Genomic DNA, 21,028 nt, shown 5'->3' on the forward strand with positions numbered 1-21,028 from the left:
ACTGCTTTATAACTCAGTTGTTTTAAGAAGTTCATAGAATTTCCATTGATTATCATCTATCACTAGTAGATTTTCTGTATAAAATGATTTTTGTATTGATGGTTTATCTGGGTAATTTATAATATAGGATTCAAAGGTAAAAAGGTGTAAACCATCATCTTGAACCTCGAAGCTTACAACTTCACTCTCTAACAGTTGCTCTGTAATCCCTTTCGTCTCTAAATATGGAATATACTCCTCTAACTCTATACCCGAGTTACCAAGTGGATGAAAGTACTGTTCTACAAGTGTAAAATCACGATGATTTATGGCATTCACTGATGTAGCAATGAAAGAATCATATAGAAGTTCTAAATCCTCTTTATTGGGATTAAATAAGTCATCATAAAAAGAAGCAACTTCCATTTCTTCTTCAAACATTAATTGATATTCTCCACCTGAATAGACTTCTACATTTTCTGTCTTTCTTCCATCTAATTCTAATTGAATTGATATACTTCCATCTGTAGGCAAAGGACCAATTAATCCAATGTCTCGGACACTTGTACTTGTACTTTTCCCATTGACATAGACAATTGCATCCAATTTGTTAGAGTAGATACTTATGTCAACTAGTTCTAGAGGAAGTTCTAGTTGTACTATATTTGGTTTTTGCGTCATTGTCGAAAAATCGATTGAATCACTAAAATTCGTATATTTCGTTTCCACTTTAAAGGTAAGTTCTTGAATCGATTCAGAGGGTAAAATGCTAGAAACCTTTTGGAAATCGTCTACTTTTGTTAAAGATTTTGTTTGATCATTAAGAGTTACACGTGTTCCCTCTGTATTTGTTTTGACTTGAACTGAATAAGGATGAACCATCACTTCATATTTCGGATAAATCCCTAAAATAGAACCTGTTTTTTCAAGTGTGAAAAGTACATCTCCATTATAAGTTTTAAGAGGTTTATATGTTTCTTTTTCACGTAATGCGGCTTTTTTCCATTCTTTTAAAGTGGATTCCCAATTCGTTTCAAGGTACAAATAATTCAGAAAGTCCTGCATGATTGGTTCAGACAGTGGAGTACCTGATAATTGCGATTCGAATAGAATTAAAGCGGCAGTAGCATCTTGTTGAGATAAGATGTTATCCAATTCTACTATCGTTCTGTATGGACCAGTTTTTTCTTTTATTTGCCCATGCGTTATAAAAATGGCACCGAGCAATACTATAAAAATGATTGGGATGATTAAATTAGTTTGTTTCTTTTTCTGTGTTTGGAACCTTAAGCCACAATGTGAACAAAACTGGCTTTCATTTTTTATTAGCTCTGTACAATTTGGACAATTTTTCATTTAGTAGAATCCCCTACATAATGTTTAATATATCCCCCAAGGGTAATAAAGATAAATGCAAAAATAGCAGAAATGAAGAACGTCCCAAAAACCCCTGAGCTCACTTGAAACATAGTATGACCAAGATCAAATATTTCAGATCCTTTTCCTTCGACAGAATACTTAATATTAGAAAGTAAAGATATTAAAGACATAATGAATGCATAAATTAATGAAAATTTAACTAGTTCCGCAACTTTTATATTGTGAGTTTGATATAGATTATATCCAGCAATTATTAGAAATACAGCAGGTATTAGAATACTAGCTTTCAACCAAAAAGGGATTCCATTTTCCATTGAAAATTCTAGAAATTCATTTACAAAACCACTTTCCTCAAATTTTGCAATTGAGCTAAATAGATGGAGAGAGAAGGATTCTTCTTGTGAATATTCTTTATACACAAAGTTAATAGGAATTAGGTGGCTCATCTTCCAAAAAATCATTCCAACTGGCCCAGTAAACAAGTAATGTAAATATTCATCGCGTACTTCTTCTATTTTAGACAGTATAGAAAAAGAAACTACAGTATACAAAAAGGTACCAATTATCATAATAACAGTTGAATAGATTGTGTACTGAATGTAAGATGCTTTTGTTTTAATAAATGCAAAAACATCTCTTTTGTATAACATGAACATAGATGCAATTCCTGCAATAGAAATAGCAAGTAAAAACCCTACTATAAAAGATTCAATTAGTGGAAATCTTCCTTTTACTAAAACATCAATATCTGTAAAGAAAATAGAAATTCCATTTTTATAAGTAAAATTTGCTATAAAAGAAGAAATAGACAAAAAGATTCCATAAAGTATGCCAAACCCTAAAATAGAGCTACTAAAAGATAGATTTCGCTTTTTAGCAATAAATCCAAGAATAAGTCCACTTATTAATAATATAAAAATAACGACGGGTAAGAACGTCAAAGATAAATTTTGAAGAATTAGTGTGGCACTTTCACTTAATTTTTCACCATCTATAATATCACTCTTAACTTCACCTGTTAGTTTAAAATCAACACTATGCATAAGAGATACATAAGTAAAAATGTTATAAATATTAGGCAAATTCAAGTCAATTCCAGATTCATTTTCTAACTCTTCTGTTAAAATATTCAAATTTTTTATATCATCCGAGGTTACTTCATTTCCCGAATATTCAATAATACTATTTTCAACTTGTGATTTAATAAAAAACGCACCTAATAATGTAAGTAGAATAGATATTCCAACTGCTAATAATATTGGAGTGACCGATGCAGATGAGAATTTTGCAACTGAAAAACTTGGAGTTGCAAAGCTTTTTTTCTTAAATGATTCACTGGTGTTTTTTTTAGGACCACCTTTTGAAAAGCTAATTGTGCTATGTGATTCTCCACAATGTTGGCAATACTGAGCGTCGGAAACGACTGATTTTCCACAACTAGCACAAAAGCCTGAAGCACGATGTTCTACACCAAACGGTAATTCGGGGTGTAAGTTTTGTCCATCTCTAGGACAATAATTTAAATTTGGATCATGTTGTTGACCACACTCTTTACAGAACATTTATATCCTCCTACAGTTCATTAGTTGCATTGCCACAACAAGGGCAATATGCAGCTGAACTAGGAATATTTTCTTCACATGTACTACAAAGTTTGAATGACTCTTCTTCTTTTGGTGGAATAACAACTGGTGTTCCACAAGAACCACAAAATTTATCGTTCGGATTAATAGCGGAATTACATGAAACACACTCATATGTATTTTGAACAGTCTCATTTAATCTTTTCATATTACTAGCTTGAATATAAATTTCTTTATCTATTTGTTCAATATTCAATGCAATATCCTTTAAATCCTCATCAGAAATTAAATTAAGCCGTAGTTTTTTATGCGTTATATTACCAATTTGTAATATTAACACCTGTCGTTTTTGCCTTAAAGAGTTAATATTTTGCTGAATCTGACTTACTTCTTGCGCTACTTGGATTTTTTGTTTTCCTTGTTGCAATGAATCTTGAATCTTGTTCAATCCTCCACCTATTTTGTTTTGGATTTCATTCATGAGTATCCCTCCATATACAATGATTAATAATTTACAATTAAATAATACCATATTACTATTAATATTATATGTATTTTTTTCTATTTATAAAATAATTGTTATTCAAAAGAACTATTTTACGTGTTATATTTATAGAACTATAGAAACATCATGGAGGAAGCTGACAATGGCAAACTGTGTAAACTGCGGAGTGAAAAGGCAAGGAACAGAAAATTTCTGTTTAAATTGTGGAACAAAACTAGAGGAAGTTGTTCCAATAAAAACAACAAAGAGAAGTACAATTAATCCTAAACAAAAAAAAATGCGCATAGCTAGTATAATCTCTATTTTTGTTATCATAGTAGGTTTATATGGAGCACACTTATTCCTAAATTGGAAATATGATACTTCTAAAATAATTATCGAGATGAATAAAGCTTATGTAAAAGGTGAACATACTGAATTTCTTTCATTCTTCTCTATACCCGAAAAAGTAATTGAAGATAGTGAAGGTTTTTATTCATTTATTGAAGATGAAGGCTGGGATCAATTGCGTAACCAGATAAAAGAAGAAGTTAAAATTCTGGAAGATGATGAATTATCGAATATTATTTTAGATTCTCATGGAAACAAGTTAATGTCTGTTACAAATGAACCTTTACTTTTTGGTCTATATGATCGTGTTTCTTTTGTATTGCATCCTATAAAAGTGCAAGCAGAAATTCCACTTAATGAAACTTCAATTGTGATAAACGAACAAACAGTAACCGAAGATGAAGGAAAAAGTATAACTATTGGAAACTTTCTACCTGGAGAATATAATTGGAAGGCCTCAGCACCAAGTGAGTTTGCAACTATTGAAAATGAAGGGATCATTAACGTTATAGGGGATGGAAATAATTCATTTATATTTAAGCCTGAAATGGAAGCAGGTATGGCAACAATAACGTCGGATTTACCTGATGCAGTATTATGGGTAAATAACAAATCTACTGGAAAAACAGTTACAGAAATTACTTCCCTTGGACCAGTCCCATATGATGGTACAGTGACCATAACCGCAGAGGCAAAAGATACAGAAGGAAAGATTGTTAAAGGAGAACAAGTCGCTATTAAGTCTAACTCTGCCCATATAAAGTTTGCTCATATTCAAGATAAAATTGCTTCTGATCGTAAGAAACAACTGGAAATTGAAGTAATGCGTCTGCTGAAGAACGAGCACGAAGAAAATGTAGGTTACTATATTGATAACTTCCGATATGATTTTGAAAATGCACTAAACTCAGCAGACTTTTCATATATATCGGGGTATTTCCCAACTAGTAGTGAGATACAATCTATTTATTTAAAGGAAATTGAAAACCACGGTAAAATCGATGGTTATTATGACTACGATTTTCAATCGAACACTATTACTGATATTAAAGCAATTGACCAAAATACATTATATGTAGAAACTGCAGAAGTGTTCTACTTTTATTCTGATGACGAAGATTACATATACAACAAAACAAAAGGATATACTGTAACAATCAATGGTGATCAATACTTTATAACAAATATTGAGCAATTGACAACAGAAAAAGAAATTATTTAATTGGATAAATAGTGCATCATTGACTTGTAACAAGGGCAGACATGAAGACTCCATCGAATATCCCAGTATAGAAACAGCCGGCTTCATAATTGGAGTCGGCTTTTACCATTTTAGATCATCATTCTATTCATAACCAATTTATTGATTCGTCGACCAAAGGCATGCTTTCTAAATGAAGATCGTTTGTTCAGTTTCAACTGTGCCACGATAAATTCTGCAATATCTTCCGATTGCAACACTTTGTCCGGATTGCCGTTAGTTAATTTATTTTCCGAAGGCTAAATCTGTTGCAATAGTACTAGGCGCTAAAGCTATCACACGAATATTATGCTTGCGCACTTCCATCGCCAGTGACTCCGTTATACCAAATACTCCAAACTTTAAAGCGCTATACGCACTTGTCAAAGGTGCTCCCTTTTGTCTAGCCGAAGAGGAAATATTAATGATATCGCCTGATTTTTCCAGGTAGGACAGCATGTGTTACATAATACACGCCCATCATCTTCAATTGAAATATTTTTTTCTCATTCCGATACTTCCAAGTCCATAAAATTACCGAACTTCGCTATTCCTGCGTTATTGATTAGTATATCCACCTGACCCAGTCCACTGGTCAATGCTCAATTGCTTTCTTTACTTCATCATTTGAAGACAACTGAAGCAAAAAATTAATGACATGACTTAAATATGTCTTAAATTAAGAATAAATTCCATAATAAGGATGAGTGAGAGAAATATCACAGTGAACTAAGGAAGCTTTCACTATAGAAAAGCAAACACAAGGTTAAAAGCAATTACTAAACAGACGATAATACTATAGAAGTAAAATCTTCAACCTAAAATAAATACAAAGAACGGGGGAATTCCATAACATTGTGTATATTGTTTTACTTTTATTTTAAAGGAGATCTAGAAAGATGAAGAGATTAATAGCTTTTTGCACTGCCCTTATTGTTTTATTTTCTACATATAGCACTGTTTCAGCGGCTCCATTGTTTAAAGATGTAGAAGATACATATTCTGCTAAAGCAGAGTTGGATTTTTTAGCTTCTAAAGGAATAATAAAAGGGGATCCAACGAAGAATTTTGATGTTAACAAAGAAATAACTCGCCTAGAAGCTGCTGAGATGATAATAAAATCTTTAGGAATAGAAACGACAAATCCGCCAGCAATTATTTTCACAGACATAACTCCAGATCACACCAGTTATCCAATCATTGCTACCATTGTGGATGAAGGAATAATGAAAACAGATGAGAATGGTGCATTTAATCCAGATGCTCCTTTTACTAGAGGGGAAAGCGCAGTCTTCCTTGTGAGAGCTTATGATTTAAAGGGTACAGTTAAAACGCCGTTTGTGGATGTATTAGCTGATTATTGGGTTTCAGAGTCTATCAACATTTTACAAGCAAATAAAATTGCCACAGGCTATGCAGACAATACATATAAACCACTCGCTAACATTACGAAAGTGGATTTTGCCATTCAACTTGCCCGTACTTTAAATCCAGATTTCCGGAAGGTTCCTACTACTCCAATTCCTGAAGCTGTCTCTTGTGAAAAGCCTAGTAAAACAAAAAAAGTTAAAGTAAACGTTCAAGTTACATCTCTTTGGCATACACCCGGGATTGACCGAGCTGTGGACCTCGCTTCTATTAAAACACCAGTGGACATTTCTAAGTGGACGAAAAGTATGAATTTAAAACAGAAATGGTGGCTCGTAGACAAAACGGATACTCAAGCATTGTTTGGCGATGAAGTAGTTGTTCTACAAAAAAGCGGAAAATGGACCAAAATAGCAATAAAAGATCAATATGTACCTTACCAAAAGGAAGGGTATCCCGGCTGGGTTCCTAGTTCCCACTTATATGAAACAACAACTGATACAACTAATTGTTCTATTGCGATTGTAAATGCCAAATCTACTACTCTTTACAGCGATAAAAACAAAAAGAACAAATATATAGATATCAGCTATACAACTATCCTTCCTGTAGTAAAAGAAGATGGAGAATGGTTACACGTAATTACCCCACAAAACGGAGTAAAATACTTACCTAAAAAAGATGCAAAGGTACACAAAAACTATGCATCAGTTCCAAAACCAACCCAAAAGGATATTGTGAATAGTGCTAAAATGTTCCTTGGCCTCCCATATTTATGGGCAGGTACATCAGCTTTTGGTTTTGATTGTTCCGGAATTATCTATTCCGTTTACAAAAATCACGGAATAGTCATTCCACGTGACTCCTTTTACCAAGCAACGAAAGGAACACCAGTTGCAAAGAATGACCTACAACCTGGCGATCTAGTCTTTTTCGCTGGCAATAGAGGGAAAGGAAAAGTTTATCATGTGGGCTTATACATCGGAGAAGGTAAAATGCTTCACGCACCAAACTCTTCAGACAAGGTAAAAATTGAATCTATATCGGCTGGTGTTTATAAAACAAACTACTCAGGTGCAAGAAGATATTTGAAATGAATATAAAAATGCCTTGCAAGGATTTTTCTTTGCAAGGCTTTATTTTTAACTATCTGATACATTTTACGTATTATATATTGCTTAATTTATTCATGAAATCTAACTTGTTAATATGACAAAGTCAATTTGTAAGGCTTGCTCGGTTCTGCACATCGTTTGAACCATATTATTCATAGAATCCTGAAACTCCATCATCTATATCAGGAAAACCAATATCTTACTTTGACTTCTTTTACGTTCCTAATCTCCAATTATAAAAGGTGTTTTTTTGAATAATCATTCAACAATTATACATATCTATTGACTTCACGAAAAAGCTAGATTAATAATCAAAAATCAGTCAAGAATATATCATTTTCAGTATCGTAAATATTTAGCACCTTATATCCATCAACTGATTGCTCCATTTGTAACATCCAGTACAAAGTTGGTTCACCATCTATTTCTTCTTGCAGGTAAAACACCTCATTTGGATTGATCATATAAAATTCAAATAAATCATCAATAGACGCTTCAGCATTTTCATTCATTAATCCAATATGCGTTTTACTAATCTCCATTAGATTTAACCGCTCAAATTCTTTTTCGACCTTAATGAATCTCTTAAAGAGTTGCTCTTTCATATAACCAACTGAGTTTTCTGGACCTAAATTACTGAATTGAACAGCCGTTTCAAAGAACACATCGTCAGCTAGCGTAGATTCGATATACACTTCCTTGATTTTAGCTATTCTCATTTCCCTTTCTTTTTGTTGCTTATTCAACATTTTCTCATATTCGGAAGTATCTTTTACCTTGGTGGCACTTTCTTGCTTAGGTAGATTTAAACTTTCAATCACCTTAGTTATTTCTTCTTGCCAATTGGGTACTTCCACATATGATGGCTTACCAGTTGTTTGGTTCACATCTGCAGTAGCAAGGCTTAAACTATATAATCGATCTCCAATCACCATTTCGAAGATTGAATTATCTCCAAAACTTAAGTATCCAACATTTTCCTGAATGACTATTTCATCTCCATAGGCTTCATAATGTGGGTACAGAGCAGACTGTTCGAAGTTCATAGTGTTATTGCTAATCTGTAGAGATTGTTCTTTAGGTTCAAACTTATCATTTTTACCAGAATAATTTACAAACAAACGATACGGCTCTTTTCCGTCATTTAAGAAATATGTAGGTAATTTATAGTTCTCTATATTTACTACGAAAAATTGCTTGTATCCAGAATCAATATTCAATTTATCTGCTATGTCCAACAGCTGTTCTACCGAGTATGTGCTACCTTCATAATTCATAACATTTGAAATTGAATCCATCTCATAAAGATAATCTCCATCAATGAAGACAATTTTCTTACTTCCGTTAGGAGCAATTAGATACTCCCGATTCGACTCAAGTTTGGTAAATCCTTCATCTAGGAAGAATTGATAGTCTTCCTTTTCGAAAGTCCGTATAAAAATATTCAACGGAATTCCCGATGATTCTGTGCTAATCTCTTCTAAAGATATGTACAGATTAAAAGAATCTTCATCTATGTTAAGGCTTGAGATAGGTCTGTTCTGATGACCTTCTTGTATGGCGGGCAATTTGATCGTCTCAAGCTTGTTACTTATCTCCTTTGCCAAAGCCGGTACCGCTTCTTTAAGTTCAGTCAGGTCAGCCGATTTTAAGCTTTTAACATCTTCCTTTACTGTTGAAGTCTCGGCAACTTTGGTTTTCGTTGTTTCCTCCTTGAGTTCGTCCTGCACTGTTTCGTTGCTACATCCAGCTACGATTAGCATTACAGCTGCAGCAACAATCCACTTTTTCTTCATCTTATTAGCTCCTATCATATTAAAAAAATCGAGTAGTTATTATACGGTTTTTTGTCTATCCGAAAAATGTACTTCTATTTTTCAATAAACAACAAGAAAAAGTCCCTCAACGGAATTTCCATTGAGGGACTATAATTCTCAGTGTCATCGACCATTATCAGAATCGCATTTGTGATATAGAGTCCTCTTAAATGGATACTATTTTATTTTCTTCACACTAAACTTACCTTCTACAGAATTACCATCTAAAAGAACACCAGTATAATAATCTCCAGAAACACTTCCAACCATATCAAGCATTCTGTATCCATTTGGCTTTTGAATCCATTTACCTTGCTCTAAACTTAAAGCCCCAGTTACACTATCATATTCGTAAAACATAACAAATTTTCCTTCAGGTACTGTAGGATTTCCTAAGGTAGGACCAAAAGCGAATTCTACTGTTTCTTCCTTAACGGTTAATGTTACTTTTGTTTCTCCTTGATTAGCAGTGTATGTTCCTTCCCATACACTTCCACTATTAAATGCTGGTCCGTTTAGTAAAGCTAATTTTGATTTTGATGGAGTTTCGTATTTTACCTTTGTGTTCTTTTGAACGAAACTTCCACCACCTAAACCGTATAGACCTCCGTGGTTATTTTTATAGCTGTATACACGATATTCTTCACCTTTTTTCATTGCACGTACAGTTGAAAGCGATCCGTCACCTTCCAATTTCACTAGTGTAGTATCTGTTAAAATTGTTACTTTTCCAATCTGTCCTAGTTTTAATTCTGTTTTGCCCCACATTACTTTCGTTGCTGCGTCTGCAGTTTCGGCATTGTATGTACTTACTCCAAGTGCCAATACAAATAGGAAAATTATCTTAAAAATTTTATTAAACATTTTGTATCCCTCCAATACCTTTAATACTACATCTAGAAAATATATAAGTCTATAGTAATGTATACATTTTAAAACAATAGTACTAATAACCCGGTTAATTTTAAGTAAAAATATGTGAATTTTTTATACTCATTGGTATTTTTGAGTTTAAGTAAAGCAGTAAAAAAATTTGATGAAAAGTTGGTTTAGAAAAAGAAGAATGGAAAAACAAAAATAAAAAAACTTAGAAGTATCTGTTTGCACTGACCTAAAAAAATGAGACAAATAAAAACACCTTTCGTTGAAAACGGGTATACAATACCTAAATTCAATGTGGAGGTGTTTTTTCTATGGGGACAAGAGTTAGTTATCCAGTAGAAGTGAAAATGAAGGCGATTGAAATGCGATTGGCTAAGGTACCGGTAAAAGAAGTGATGGAAGAATTGAATATTCGAAACCACACCCAACTGAAGACATGGATGCGTTGGTATCAAAATGGAAAAATGCATCGTTTTAATCAACCAGTCGGTAAACAATATGCCTTCGGCAAAGGACCGGAAAATGAAAGTCAAACAGCAAAGCTAGAGACGGAGAATCGGTATTTGAAACAGCAGATTGAAGTCTTAAAAAAGTACGCGGAATTGGAAAGGAAGTGACGCCAAAAGTAGTAATTCAATTAGTCGAAGAATTAAAGGATTTTATGCCAGTAGGCGAGATATGTCGACACCTAGGCGTAGGTCGCTCGTCATACTAGACACCGTTTTTGTGTTGGACACGCTCTATCAATTGCCAGAGCTACCAGAAGGCTGTATTCTGCATAGTGACCAAGGTTCCGTTTATACATCCTATGCTTATCAAAAGGCAGTCAAAGAAAAAGGAATTACCATGAGCATGTCCCGCAAAGGCACGCCAACTCATAATTCCCCAATTGAAACGTTTCATTCCACGCTAAAGTCTGAAACGTTCTATCTCGACGATATCTATCGTACAACGAACGCACGTGTTATACAAATCGTCGAAGAATACATTACTTATTATAACAATATCCGTATTCAAACGAAACTAAACAGCCAATCGCCGGTTCAATACCGTCAATTGGCTGCATAATAGGGTGTTTTATTCCTGTCTCAAAAACGTTAGTGAGTACCTTTCAAGTAAGTAAGAGACTTATGTTCTAACCAAATAATTACTTTTGTCAATCTCAAGATACAACCTTAAATGTTAAAGAAAAAGATTCTTTATCGATTTAGAGTCTTTCACACTTTAATTATTCTACAGAGATTACTTCCACTGGCTCAGGGGGTTCAACCGGATTAGTTTCACCTGGATTAGGATCTACAGGTGTAACAATTATTTCAGGCTTGCTTCCATTTAATAATCTTAACTTAGCCTTAGAAGGAGTTTCATATTTAATGGAAACATTCTTTTGAACAAATGCTCCAGCACCTACCCCATATAATCCACTATGAATACTTTTATAGCTGTAAACCCGATACTCTTCTCCTTTTTTCAAGTCACGTATTTTTGATAAAGAACCATCGCTCTCTAATTTCCATAAACTTGTGTTTGAAAGAATCGTTACTTTACCAAGTTGACCAATCTTTAATTCAGTCTTACCCCACATCACTTTTGTGGCTGCACTTGTTTGATTTGTAGTTAAGGTAAGTACAGAGATAATAAGTACAATAATTGTTGCTAACCGGAACCCCTTTCTCATCAATTCATTTCCTCCTTTTTTAGTAAGATCATTATTATTCTAGTTTACATTAAAATGGTTAATTCTACTATTTTTTATTTTACAAAGTCTACTTTTCTCTATAACTACCTAACTCACTTTCCCTTCGATTAGACCCACTAAAAGATTAATCTCTATAATTAAATCTTAAGATGGTCTCTTCAGTTCTCAAAATAGGTATTTTGAATCACCACTAAAGAATTATTAGATGGTAAGATAGGAATAGATTTTTTTATGAGGTGAGATATTGAAGAGATTTTTGTTTGCTAGTACACTATTCTTATTTGTGATTTTTGGTGCATTTCCTGCTTCTGCAGTAGTTCCTGAATACACAATTGTAGAAGTAACGAATGAAAAGCACAATCAAATATTAGAAAGGAATTTAAAAGAAGAGGTATATACTCTAAATAATGCCAAGGTACTCCAACCAAACTATATTCGTTCAGTTGGAATGATAGACTATAATATTGCGACACAATCTTGGGGGGCTGAACGGATTGGTGCAAGCAGGTTGAAGAGTCTCACTGCTTCTATCAATGATAGTGTTATTGTTGCAATTATTGATACCGGTGTTGATTATAACCATCCCTTTTTAAAGGACAGAATGGTTGCCGGCTATGATTTTGTTGATAATGATACAGACCCAATGGATGTGCACTTTCACGGGACGCATATTGCTGGGATTGTTGCTGACACAACACCACCTAACGTGAAAATCATGCCTATTCGTGCTTTGAATGAAAAAGGTAATGGCTATGACTTGCATGTTTCAAAAGGTATACGGTATGCCGTGGATAATGGAGCGGAAGTTATTAATCTAAGTTTTTCAGGTGATACATATTCTGCTATACTTGCTTCTGCTATTAAATATGCCCTTTCAAAAAACGTACCTATTATTCTAGCTGCTGGTAATGAAAGCATAGATACAAAGCACTCTTATCCTGCTTCGGAGGACAATGTAATTGTCGTTTCAGCAACAGATAAAAATGATATCATCGCTTCTTTTAGTAACAATGGTAGCTCCATTGATATCTCTGCACCTGGCGTCGATATTGTTTCTACCATTCCAGGGGGGCAATATGGAAGTGTAAGTGGCACATCAATGGCAGCACCATTCGTTTCAGGAATTGTTGCAATGATGAAACTTGAAAATTCATCTAGAAATGTTCAACAAATTGAATTGCTATTGAAAAAATATGTAGATGATAAAGGTGAGCAGGGATGGGACCCGATTTATGGAGAAGGTATCGTCAATGTAAAACATTTTGAAGAAAACACAATGACTTTAAATAATAAAACCTCACAAATTGCCGAGCAAAAAGATATTCCCTTAAATAAAAAATTCACGGTTAAGATGAGTCGGAAAATATACGATAATGATACTTTAGAAATTAAACTCTATAGAGAAGGCAAGGAAGTTCCTATAACACTCTCTTCTTATTTAAACAAAAAAGAGATTATTGTCACTCCTAATGAACTACTACTCCCGAACACTAAATACCTACTAGTTATTAAGATAGAGGACCATGTTACATTTGAAAAATACTTTGTAACTAAAAGTTTAAATTAAACTCAAAGATTATTAATTCTACTATTTCTATTAAAGAAGTTATACTGAGAATTCTATCAGTAGAACTTCTTTAATATTATTATTTAACTGAACTTAAAATTACCGGTCCATTAGAATTTGTTACCTTTACATTGAATGCTAGTTGATTTTGATTCACTACACCCGTTGTTCCAACAATGATTAAAGATGCAGAGTTGTGAGTAAATTTAGGTTCTGTAGTAACAAAATCAACTACTTTAAGTGTATCTCCATCTATATAATCCACTTTTACTACAGCAGTTCTACCGAAACCATCATTAATTGTCAAACTACCTGCTAAATCTTTTTTAAACTGATGTCCATATGAAGGATTTAAGAAAGTAAAATCTATCGTATCTGAGATAGTTATTCCATTATTATCAACATCATTTAAAGTAATTTTAGTTGAAGCAAAGGCACCTTCGTTAATTATAGCGTTAGCCGGACTAGTTGGGTTTTCAGATCCTTCCCCATTATGGCCATCTTTACCAGGGGCATATTGATAAGCTTCAAATTTATTGGCTTCGTTTTGTAGTAGACTCACTGAGCCATACGTCCATTCCCCATTTGCATCTACTTTGGTTGTACCAAGAAAAATACCATTTTGATATAAATGAACAGTATATTCGGCTTGGCCAGTACCACTGATCATATAGCTTGAACCGTCATATGTCACAGGGGTATGCGCTGGGTTTGTAATTTCTACCTTTGCTGCTTCGGTGACATCTATTGTTATATTCCAAGTAGAAATATTTTCATCTCTTACTTCATACCCAACCATGAGTGCATCTCCATTTGAAAGGGCTCTTTCAAATACTTCTTGCGGTACATTTTGTCCCCGAATGAAAAATAGATCGTTTGAATCCCATTTGTATTTAAATCCTACAGAATACAAATAGTCATTCTCTAGAAATATGTGTGAGCCATTGATACCTAACTTATAGAATCCACTTGTATTTTGTAACTGTAAAAAGTGAGTTATTGATGCTTTTTTACTTGTTTGATTTCCATTAAGTTTTTGAATTATTGGCTGAACATACGTTACAGAGGTTAAATTTCCTGCTTCAATAATAAAGAATAAATTCCCGTTTTGATCGGTGTATGTTGTTGCTTCTTGTCCTGCTGTTCCAAAGTTACCATTTGCAGAGGTTATCCTCGCCGTTGAGGATGTAGTTGTTTCATTTGTTGGATTTGCATCTGTCAAACTTACCCTTACACGACCTACATAAGGAGAACCATCCGAATTTGTTAATTTAGCACTATATATACGATTATTTGTGGTCTCCATGTATGCAACATTTGTTTCACTTAGTAAAATACCAGTAGTATCAGGTTTTGCTTCTGTAGCAAATTCTAACTTATGGTCTTTCCAAGTAACCGTATAATATGTAGAAGGATTAAGGTCAGAAGTTGTTATAATTACTGATTTTTTGTCTTCTGATAATTTAGCGGATTGTATTGTTTCCCTTGATATTTTAAATTGTCCAGCTTCAAAGCCAATCAATGGTATAGCATACATTTTAGAGAAATTAATAGTTACTGTATTTTTTCCATCAGTAAAAACGGTAAGTGGTTTTAATGGTAATGATTCTAATATATCCGCATAAGTTTTTGTTAATAAGTTTTTAAAAGTGAATTTTGCATCTTTAAGATTTAAATAGTAATCTGCTTTTTCTAATTCAAAAGCAGCTTCTTCTAGCTTGTTTTCTTGAATATTATTTGAAGCTTTATCTAAATGCATTTTCACCGTAACATCATAATTTACTTGATTTATCAACTTTTCCATTGCTGGTTTAACCGCATTTCGAATACCATCTCGAGTCGATTGCCCATAGACGCGGTCTAGTAGTTTGACTTGTTTTCGGTATTCAGCAGTTGCTGTATGGTAAGCGGACTCAACTTGATTGAGGTCCTCCGAAGAGATAGCTTTTTGAAGATTGTAAGTTAATTCCTTAATTTTCTCACTTGATGTAATTGCATCTATGTAGGCTTGAGCTCTTTTTACATGAATCTTAGGTTCAACTAGTTTAGCCTGAACACTCAATTTTTCTGAGGTTGATACATTCAAAGCTGCGTTTTCTGCTGCTAGGATTGTTTTTTTAGCAATATTGTATTGATTATATGGGCGAGTTTTAAAATCAGCAGAACCTTCTACTGAAATAGCCCATTTTAATATCGTTCCTGCGTTTTGTGCGTCTGTTACTAATTGGTTTGTATTTGTCGCTGCACCAGCTTGTTGTGTTGATGATGAAATAACAGCAACAATTGCAATTGAACATGCAATTTTTTTAGCAATTCTTCTCATTTTGTTCTCCCTTTACTAGTACGTCTCTCTAGATGTACATTTCTATAATTAAGTCTATCATGAATATATTACCTTTTAACAATCCAATAACGACTTGCATTGTAAAATAGTTACAAAACTAACTACCATTGTTTGGACAAGATGAATAAATCTTTTAGTATGCTATAATAATAGTATGTTATCTAGAAAAGAAAGGATTTTACTAATGACAAATACTCCTAAAACATATAAAACAGAAATAGATTTTTCGGCCGATTGGGAAATACCAGCTCAAGAGAAATATATTTTTCAATTTTATCATCAACAATTAAAAGATTTAGAGGCTAATCAGTTACACGTACATGGCGTAAAATTATACACAGTAGATTCTGGAATAGTTGTAACTGCTATTATTAGACACTCATTACCAAAGAAATTACGACTAGACCAAGTAGTATTATTAGTAAAAGATACAGAAGGAAAAGAACTTGCGAAGAAGCAATTTGATATGCAGCTATTTGGAGATCTTGAGCCATGTACAGCTAGACCATGGAACTTCTTATTTGAAATGGAGGACTTATCAGTTCCTTATGAAGAAATAAAGAATGAAATGGAATTTGAGATGGCATTTGAGTATTATGAAAAAGTTGTAAAAGACTTCGAGTTATACTTAGATGAAAATTGGTCAAACGGACTTACTGAGGATCAACAAAACTATGTACACGAACTAGTTTCTACATTAGAGCCCCTTAAGGAAAATGAAATTTCAATAGTTGGATTCCATTTTCACGAATCAGCTGATGCAGTGAACATTTATATTATTATTCGAAATTCATTTTCTAACGGCTTAACAATCGAAAACCTACCAATTCAACTGTTTGATGCAGCTGGTGATATGGTATGCAAGCTCGGATTCCCACTAGGACAATTTACAATAGCATCAAAACAAGCTAGACCGATTAGTTTATCTTTCTCTAAAGAAGTATTCCAAAAAGAAACCCCCGATTTTAGCTCATGGAAGATTGAAATGATTCCACAGACTCTTTAGATTCTTTTACCGATATAAATCTCTCTGATTGTTCTTCAAGGATTACACATTCTATAAGAAAATAAAGTGAGGACGATGAATAGTTATATTCACCGTCCTATTTTAATCCCATATTTGGTGGTATGTTGTTTTAAAAACTATAGGATTACGGGCAAGAATACTCTAAAGAATTATTTAGTAAGGCTGATTCTACTAATCGGTTATTTACTGACATAGTGGACAGCCTCTTTCTATTTCCTATCTACAAAAAACTCATTAACATTTAGTATCCCTTAATCTGATCATGTGAATTAATTTTTAAGTTTAACCCATATTCATTCGTAACACCTTCGACTGAAACAACGTTTAATGTTCCAGATATCTTTCCGTCTTTTCCTTTGTCAATGATTGAACCAACACTCTTGTTCTTATCTTTTAAACCGAACGAAAGAGTAAAGCCATCTTTCACCGCATTGATGTACGTTTCTCTTTGATTATTTGTATATTTTACTTTAGTACCATCGGAATCACTTATAGTAATCGAAGCTTGTTTGGAAACATATGCTTGATCCTGAGCTAATACCGAACCATTTTTATGTTTTATGGGGGCTATCGTAAAAGTTATTACTTCATTTGAAATGTTATTATCATCACTAGTTCCTTCACTAATCATAGCAAGTTCAAATGGTCCCTCAATTACTCTTAGTGTCGTTAGACCCCAGCCGACATATTCGGGAATTGCCATACCTGCAGCTTGTTGAACCATCGAATAATCCGTAATCGCACTTTGTTCCGAGTCTGTATTAAATGTCCAGATTCCATTAGAACCCACTTTTGTTTTTCCAAGAGATTTCCCTGCGTTTTTGAAAAAGTAGATCTCATAATTTGGTTCACCTGTGCCATACAACTCGATTTTGTTACCATCCATGCGGTACCCAGCAGTTCCAGGTATGGTTGAAAACTTAGAATCTAGGTTTATTTTAGCAACCACTTTATTACTTGTGATATTGAAGGAAGACACCGAAGACGGGGAATAAGTTCCATTAACTACGTCTTCTTTATCTAATGCTGCCTTGAACGAATCAAAAGAGACAACTGTTCCTTCATTTCGGTAATTGTCGCCAGAAGACTTCATATTATATTTTAATCCGTCAGTTGTTACGAAGTAGTTATTCAAACTGTCAATGAAATGCACTGCTTTTTTTGATATGGAGCCTGCTTTTGCTGCTACATAGAAATTCAAAGAACTTGAAGTTTGTGTTTCAACCACTTTGTTTTTCTCCATTTTGTTAAATGAAATAGATTTATCTAGTGCTGCTGAATTTAGCTCTTTCGCTGTAAATACAATCGTAACTATACCATTGCTATCTGGCGCTAGATTGACTGACTTAGCACCAACCGCATTATTTGCTGCTCCATTCACTGAAACTAGCTTCAATCCTGTTGGAATATCAACACGGATTGTAGCTTTAGAAGGCTGCCCATTCGACTCTTTAAATATTGCCGCTAATGCAACTATTTCCGAAGTTTCCTTATGTTGAATTGTTTTATCTCCGACATAAATAGGTACAACACTTCCTGGAATGTTAAATCTAATCGTATTAGTTTTATATTTCAACGTGTAGATTGATCCAGGTATTTGAATGGAAGTAGTTAATGTAATCGTTAACCCATCTTTACTTAATGAAGTGTTTGTAACTTCCAACCCATTATCTGTTGTAAATTCAGAAGGTTTGATTGAAGAGATCGGTCTGTTAAGTTTGATAGATAATGTCGTATTATTTATTATAGAGCTTGATACAATTTGAAATGGCAAAGATACATTAACACCATTTATCCTATTCTGTAGAGCATTCTCCCATTTTAAAACGTTTGCATTAAGAATTGCTTGAGCTTCATAAACTTTCTTAGCAGCTTCCGAATAATTCCCCCATCTCACTTCTGCTTCAGCACTTTTAGCTAGCATATGAACGGTCACATCATTTTTTAATTCTAATATTAACTTCTCTGCAGGTCCTTTTACTACATTACGGATTCTATCGCGAGTAGATTGCCCATATACGCGATCCAACAAAATTGTTTGTTTACGAAATTCCGCTGTCATTTCATGATATGTCTTTTCTACTCGGTCTAAGTTGTTTGAGTAAACTGCATTCGAAAGTGCATTCGTTTTTGCATCGATTTTCGTACTTGCCGTAATTGCATCAAGATACGCTTGAGCACGTTGAATTTGAACTTTTGTATCCATTAGTTGGGCTTCATACTTTAACTTATCCGAAAAACTTACCCCATCTAGTGCACCTTCCACTTTTGCAATTGCTATTTTTGCATTGTTAAATTGTTCCCATGGCTGAGTCATACCATCCGCAGAACCCTCGACAGAAATCGCCCACTTTAAAACGTTACCTGCATTTTGTACATCTACCATTAATTGTTCCATATTTATCGCAGCATTTCCTTGTTGAGTTGGCGCAGTCGCAACAAAGGTCGACAATGCAACTACCGATGAAACTGCCGTTCTAATTAATTTCACCATAAAATTTACCTCCCATTTATACTAGCCATCATTGTAATTATATGTATATATGGAACGATAATATGTTTATTAGTAAACAAAAAAGCCCATTAAGCGTTTCTCGATTAAGTGACTTCACCATTTTTACTTTACTTCTTAGATGAAAACTGGTCATAAGGACTAACAGAAGACCAAATTAAATATGTACATGCACTAGTTTCTTCGTTAGAACCTATCAAGTAAAACGAAATCTCGATTGTTGGATTCCACTTTCATGAGTCGGAGGTTGCAGTAAATATCTATGTTATTATTCGAAATGCTTTTTCTCAGGTTTTAACAATCGAAAACCTACCAATTCAATTATTTGATGCAACTGGAGATTTGTTATGTAAACTTGGTTTCCACTTGGTCTATTTAAAATTTCTTCTAAACAGGCAAGACCAATTAGTTCATCCATCTCCAAAGAAGTTTTCTTGAAAGAAAATCCTAATTTTAGTTAATGGAAAATAGAATGATTCCACAGTCACTAGAAGACAACAATGCCGAATGTAAATGGATAGCTTAAACGTTAAAGAGGGTACCACTAGTTCATATTGAACTAGTGGTACCCTCTTACTATTTCGAAACTTATTGCATAGTTTTAACTATAAATCATATCTAAATTGTAATTACTTTAATATTTTATTTAAATTCTTATTAATATGCCATTCCCATGCAGTTTCAATAATCTTATTTAGATTATATTCCGTTTCCCACCCGAGCTGCTCTCTAATCTTCTTGGAAGAAGCAATCAGTCTTGCAGGATCACCTATTCTTCTAGATTCATATTCTATAGTAGCTTTTTTGCCTGTAACTCTCTCACACATGTCAATTATATCTTTGACCGAGTATCCATGGCCATTTCCTAAATTATATATATTATTATCAATTCTTTTATATAATAGAGCATCTAAACCCAAAATATGTGCTATTGCTATATCTGTTACATGTATATAATCACGTATACATGTACCATCAAGGGTATCGTAATCAGTTCCAAATACTTTAATTTTTTCTCGTTTTCCTAATAAATGCTGTAAAATTAGTGGTATTAGGTGAGTTTCTGGTTCATGGTCTTCACCAATTTCTTTAGAACTATGTGCACCTGCAGCATTAAAATAACGAAAAACAACATAATTCAAACCATATGCACTCTGAAAATCTCTGAGCATTTCTTCTATCATCAATTTAGATTTCCCGTATGGATTAATCGGATTTGTAAATGACTCCTCAGTGATTACATTTTCCTTTGGAATACCATAAACTGCTGCTGTTGATGAAAAGATAAAGTTATTAATATTATGCTTAACCATTTGCTTTAATAAATTGAGTGTTCCAGCAACATTATTCTCATAATACTTTATTGGGTTATTTACTGACTCTGATACTAAGCTATTTGCAGCAAAATGCATAACAGCATCAATTTTATAAGAAAGAAATATTTTTTCAACTACTTTTTCATCACGTAAATCACCCTCGATAAATATAGCTTTCTCATCAATAGCCCAAAAATGACCTGTAGATAAATTATCTAAAACTATAACCGAGCGTTCCTTTACTAATTCCTTTACACAATGACTACCTATATAGCCAGCACCACCAACTACTAATATCATAATGATCCCATCCCTACGTAAGTAATGACTTAAATTGTTTAAATAGAATAAGAAAACACAAAAC

At 33.6% G+C, this 21,028-nt stretch carries 14 protein-coding genes and 2 pseudogenes; 6 read left to right on the plus strand and 10 right to left on the minus strand.

The features are described from left to right. Positions 1-6: 6 nt before the first annotated feature. From WAX74_RS04000 to WAX74_RS04010, 3 genes are read right to left on the minus strand one after another with little or no spacing between them, the layout of a single operon-like run. On the minus strand, positions 7-1,335 hold the full coding sequence (locus WAX74_RS04000; RefSeq protein WP_336496372.1) for a TcaA NTF2-like domain-containing protein: 1,329 nt from the start codon (positions 1,333-1,335) through the stop codon (positions 7-9). Continuing rightward, positions 1,332-2,921, minus strand: a complete 1,590-nt coding sequence (locus WAX74_RS04005) for a zinc ribbon domain-containing protein (protein WP_336496373.1) — start codon at positions 2,919-2,921, stop codon at positions 1,332-1,334. Before WAX74_RS04005 ends, WAX74_RS04000 begins: the two co-directional genes overlap by 4 nt. A 10-nt stretch (positions 2,922-2,931) precedes the next feature. After that, positions 2,932-3,423 carry a zinc ribbon domain-containing protein gene (locus tag WAX74_RS04010; protein ID WP_336496374.1) on the minus strand — a complete coding sequence of 164 codons (492 nt, stop codon included), beginning with the start codon at positions 3,421-3,423 and terminating at the stop codon, positions 2,932-2,934. A 166-nt stretch (positions 3,424-3,589) separates the two neighbouring features. Here WAX74_RS04010 and WAX74_RS04015 point away from each other — a divergent pair, with 166 nt between their 5' ends. Then, a complete protein-coding gene (locus WAX74_RS04015; RefSeq protein ID WP_336496375.1) occupies positions 3,590-4,999 on the plus strand; it encodes a TcaA 3rd/4th domain-containing protein in 1,410 nt (469 codons plus the stop codon). A 138-nt stretch (positions 5,000-5,137) separates the two neighbouring features. Here WAX74_RS04015 and WAX74_RS04020 read toward each other — a convergent pair. Continuing rightward, positions 5,138-5,654 (minus strand): annotated as a pseudogene (locus tag WAX74_RS04020) (SDR family NAD(P)-dependent oxidoreductase); the annotation flags it as partial. A gap of 262 nt (positions 5,655-5,916) precedes the next feature. On the opposite strand from WAX74_RS04020, the gene WAX74_RS04025 reads away from it, so the two are divergent. Next, positions 5,917-7,482, plus strand: a complete 1,566-nt coding sequence (locus WAX74_RS04025) for an NlpC/P60 family protein (protein ID WP_336496376.1) — start codon at positions 5,917-5,919, stop codon at positions 7,480-7,482. Between the two features lie 329 nt (positions 7,483-7,811). Here WAX74_RS04025 and WAX74_RS04030 read toward each other — a convergent pair whose 3' ends face one another. Both WAX74_RS04030 and WAX74_RS04035 read right to left on the minus strand, forming a co-directional pair. Beyond that, positions 7,812-9,296 carry a hypothetical protein gene (locus WAX74_RS04030; protein WP_336496377.1) on the minus strand — a complete coding sequence of 495 codons (1,485 nt, stop codon included), beginning with the start codon at positions 9,294-9,296 and terminating at the stop codon, positions 7,812-7,814. A gap of 198 nt (positions 9,297-9,494) precedes the next feature. After that, positions 9,495-10,181 carry a hypothetical protein gene (locus WAX74_RS04035; RefSeq protein ID WP_336496378.1) on the minus strand — a complete coding sequence of 229 codons (687 nt, stop codon included), beginning with the start codon at positions 10,179-10,181 and terminating at the stop codon, positions 9,495-9,497. Between the two features lie 329 nt (positions 10,182-10,510). Between WAX74_RS04035 and WAX74_RS04040 the strand changes: the two are divergent. Continuing rightward, positions 10,511-11,267 (plus strand): annotated as a pseudogene (locus WAX74_RS04040) (IS3 family transposase). A 160-nt stretch (positions 11,268-11,427) separates the two neighbouring features. Here WAX74_RS04040 and WAX74_RS04045 read toward each other — a convergent pair. Beyond that, positions 11,428-11,877 (minus strand): hypothetical protein, encoded by a 450-nt coding sequence (locus tag WAX74_RS04045; RefSeq protein ID WP_336496379.1) that lies wholly within the window; start codon positions 11,875-11,877, stop codon positions 11,428-11,430. A 265-nt stretch (positions 11,878-12,142) separates the two neighbouring features. On the opposite strand from WAX74_RS04045, the gene WAX74_RS04050 reads away from it, so the two are divergent. Continuing rightward, positions 12,143-13,465: a S8 family peptidase gene (locus tag WAX74_RS04050; protein ID WP_336496380.1), complete on the plus strand. Its 1,323-nt coding sequence runs from the start codon at positions 12,143-12,145 to the stop codon at positions 13,463-13,465. A 79-nt stretch (positions 13,466-13,544) separates the two neighbouring features. On the opposite strand, the gene WAX74_RS04055 is transcribed toward WAX74_RS04050, so the two are convergent. Further along, positions 13,545-15,788: a hypothetical protein gene (locus WAX74_RS04055; protein WP_336496381.1), complete on the minus strand. Its 2,244-nt coding sequence runs from the start codon at positions 15,786-15,788 to the stop codon at positions 13,545-13,547. Between the two features lie 175 nt (positions 15,789-15,963). On the opposite strand from WAX74_RS04055, the gene WAX74_RS04060 reads away from it, so the two are divergent. Beyond that, entirely contained in the window at positions 15,964-16,815 is an 852-nt protein-coding gene (locus tag WAX74_RS04060) for an SLAP domain-containing protein (RefSeq protein ID WP_336496382.1), read from the plus strand. 262 nt (positions 16,816-17,077) lie between these two features. Here WAX74_RS04060 and WAX74_RS04065 read toward each other — a convergent pair whose 3' ends face one another. Next, the gene (locus WAX74_RS04065; protein WP_336496383.1) at positions 17,078-19,330 is read right to left on the minus strand and encodes a hypothetical protein; all 2,253 of its coding nucleotides are present in this window, start codon (positions 19,328-19,330) and stop codon (positions 17,078-17,080) included. A 276-nt stretch (positions 19,331-19,606) separates the two neighbouring features. Here WAX74_RS04065 and WAX74_RS20970 point away from each other — a divergent pair, with 276 nt between their 5' ends. After that, positions 19,607-19,786, plus strand: a complete 180-nt coding sequence (locus WAX74_RS20970) for a hypothetical protein (protein WP_413788927.1) — start codon at positions 19,607-19,609, stop codon at positions 19,784-19,786. A 191-nt stretch (positions 19,787-19,977) separates the two neighbouring features. Here the strand turns inward: WAX74_RS20970 and galE are convergent, their stop codons facing one another. Continuing rightward, complete coding sequence (gene galE / locus WAX74_RS04075; protein ID WP_336496385.1) at positions 19,978-20,964, minus strand: UDP-glucose 4-epimerase GalE; 987 nt, start codon at positions 20,962-20,964, stop codon at positions 19,978-19,980. Between the last annotated feature and the right edge of the window lie 64 nt (positions 20,965-21,028).

It is taken from the genome of Psychrobacillus mangrovi, assembly GCF_037104765.1.
Lineage (GTDB): Bacteria > Bacillota > Bacilli > Bacillales_A > Planococcaceae > Psychrobacillus > Psychrobacillus mangrovi.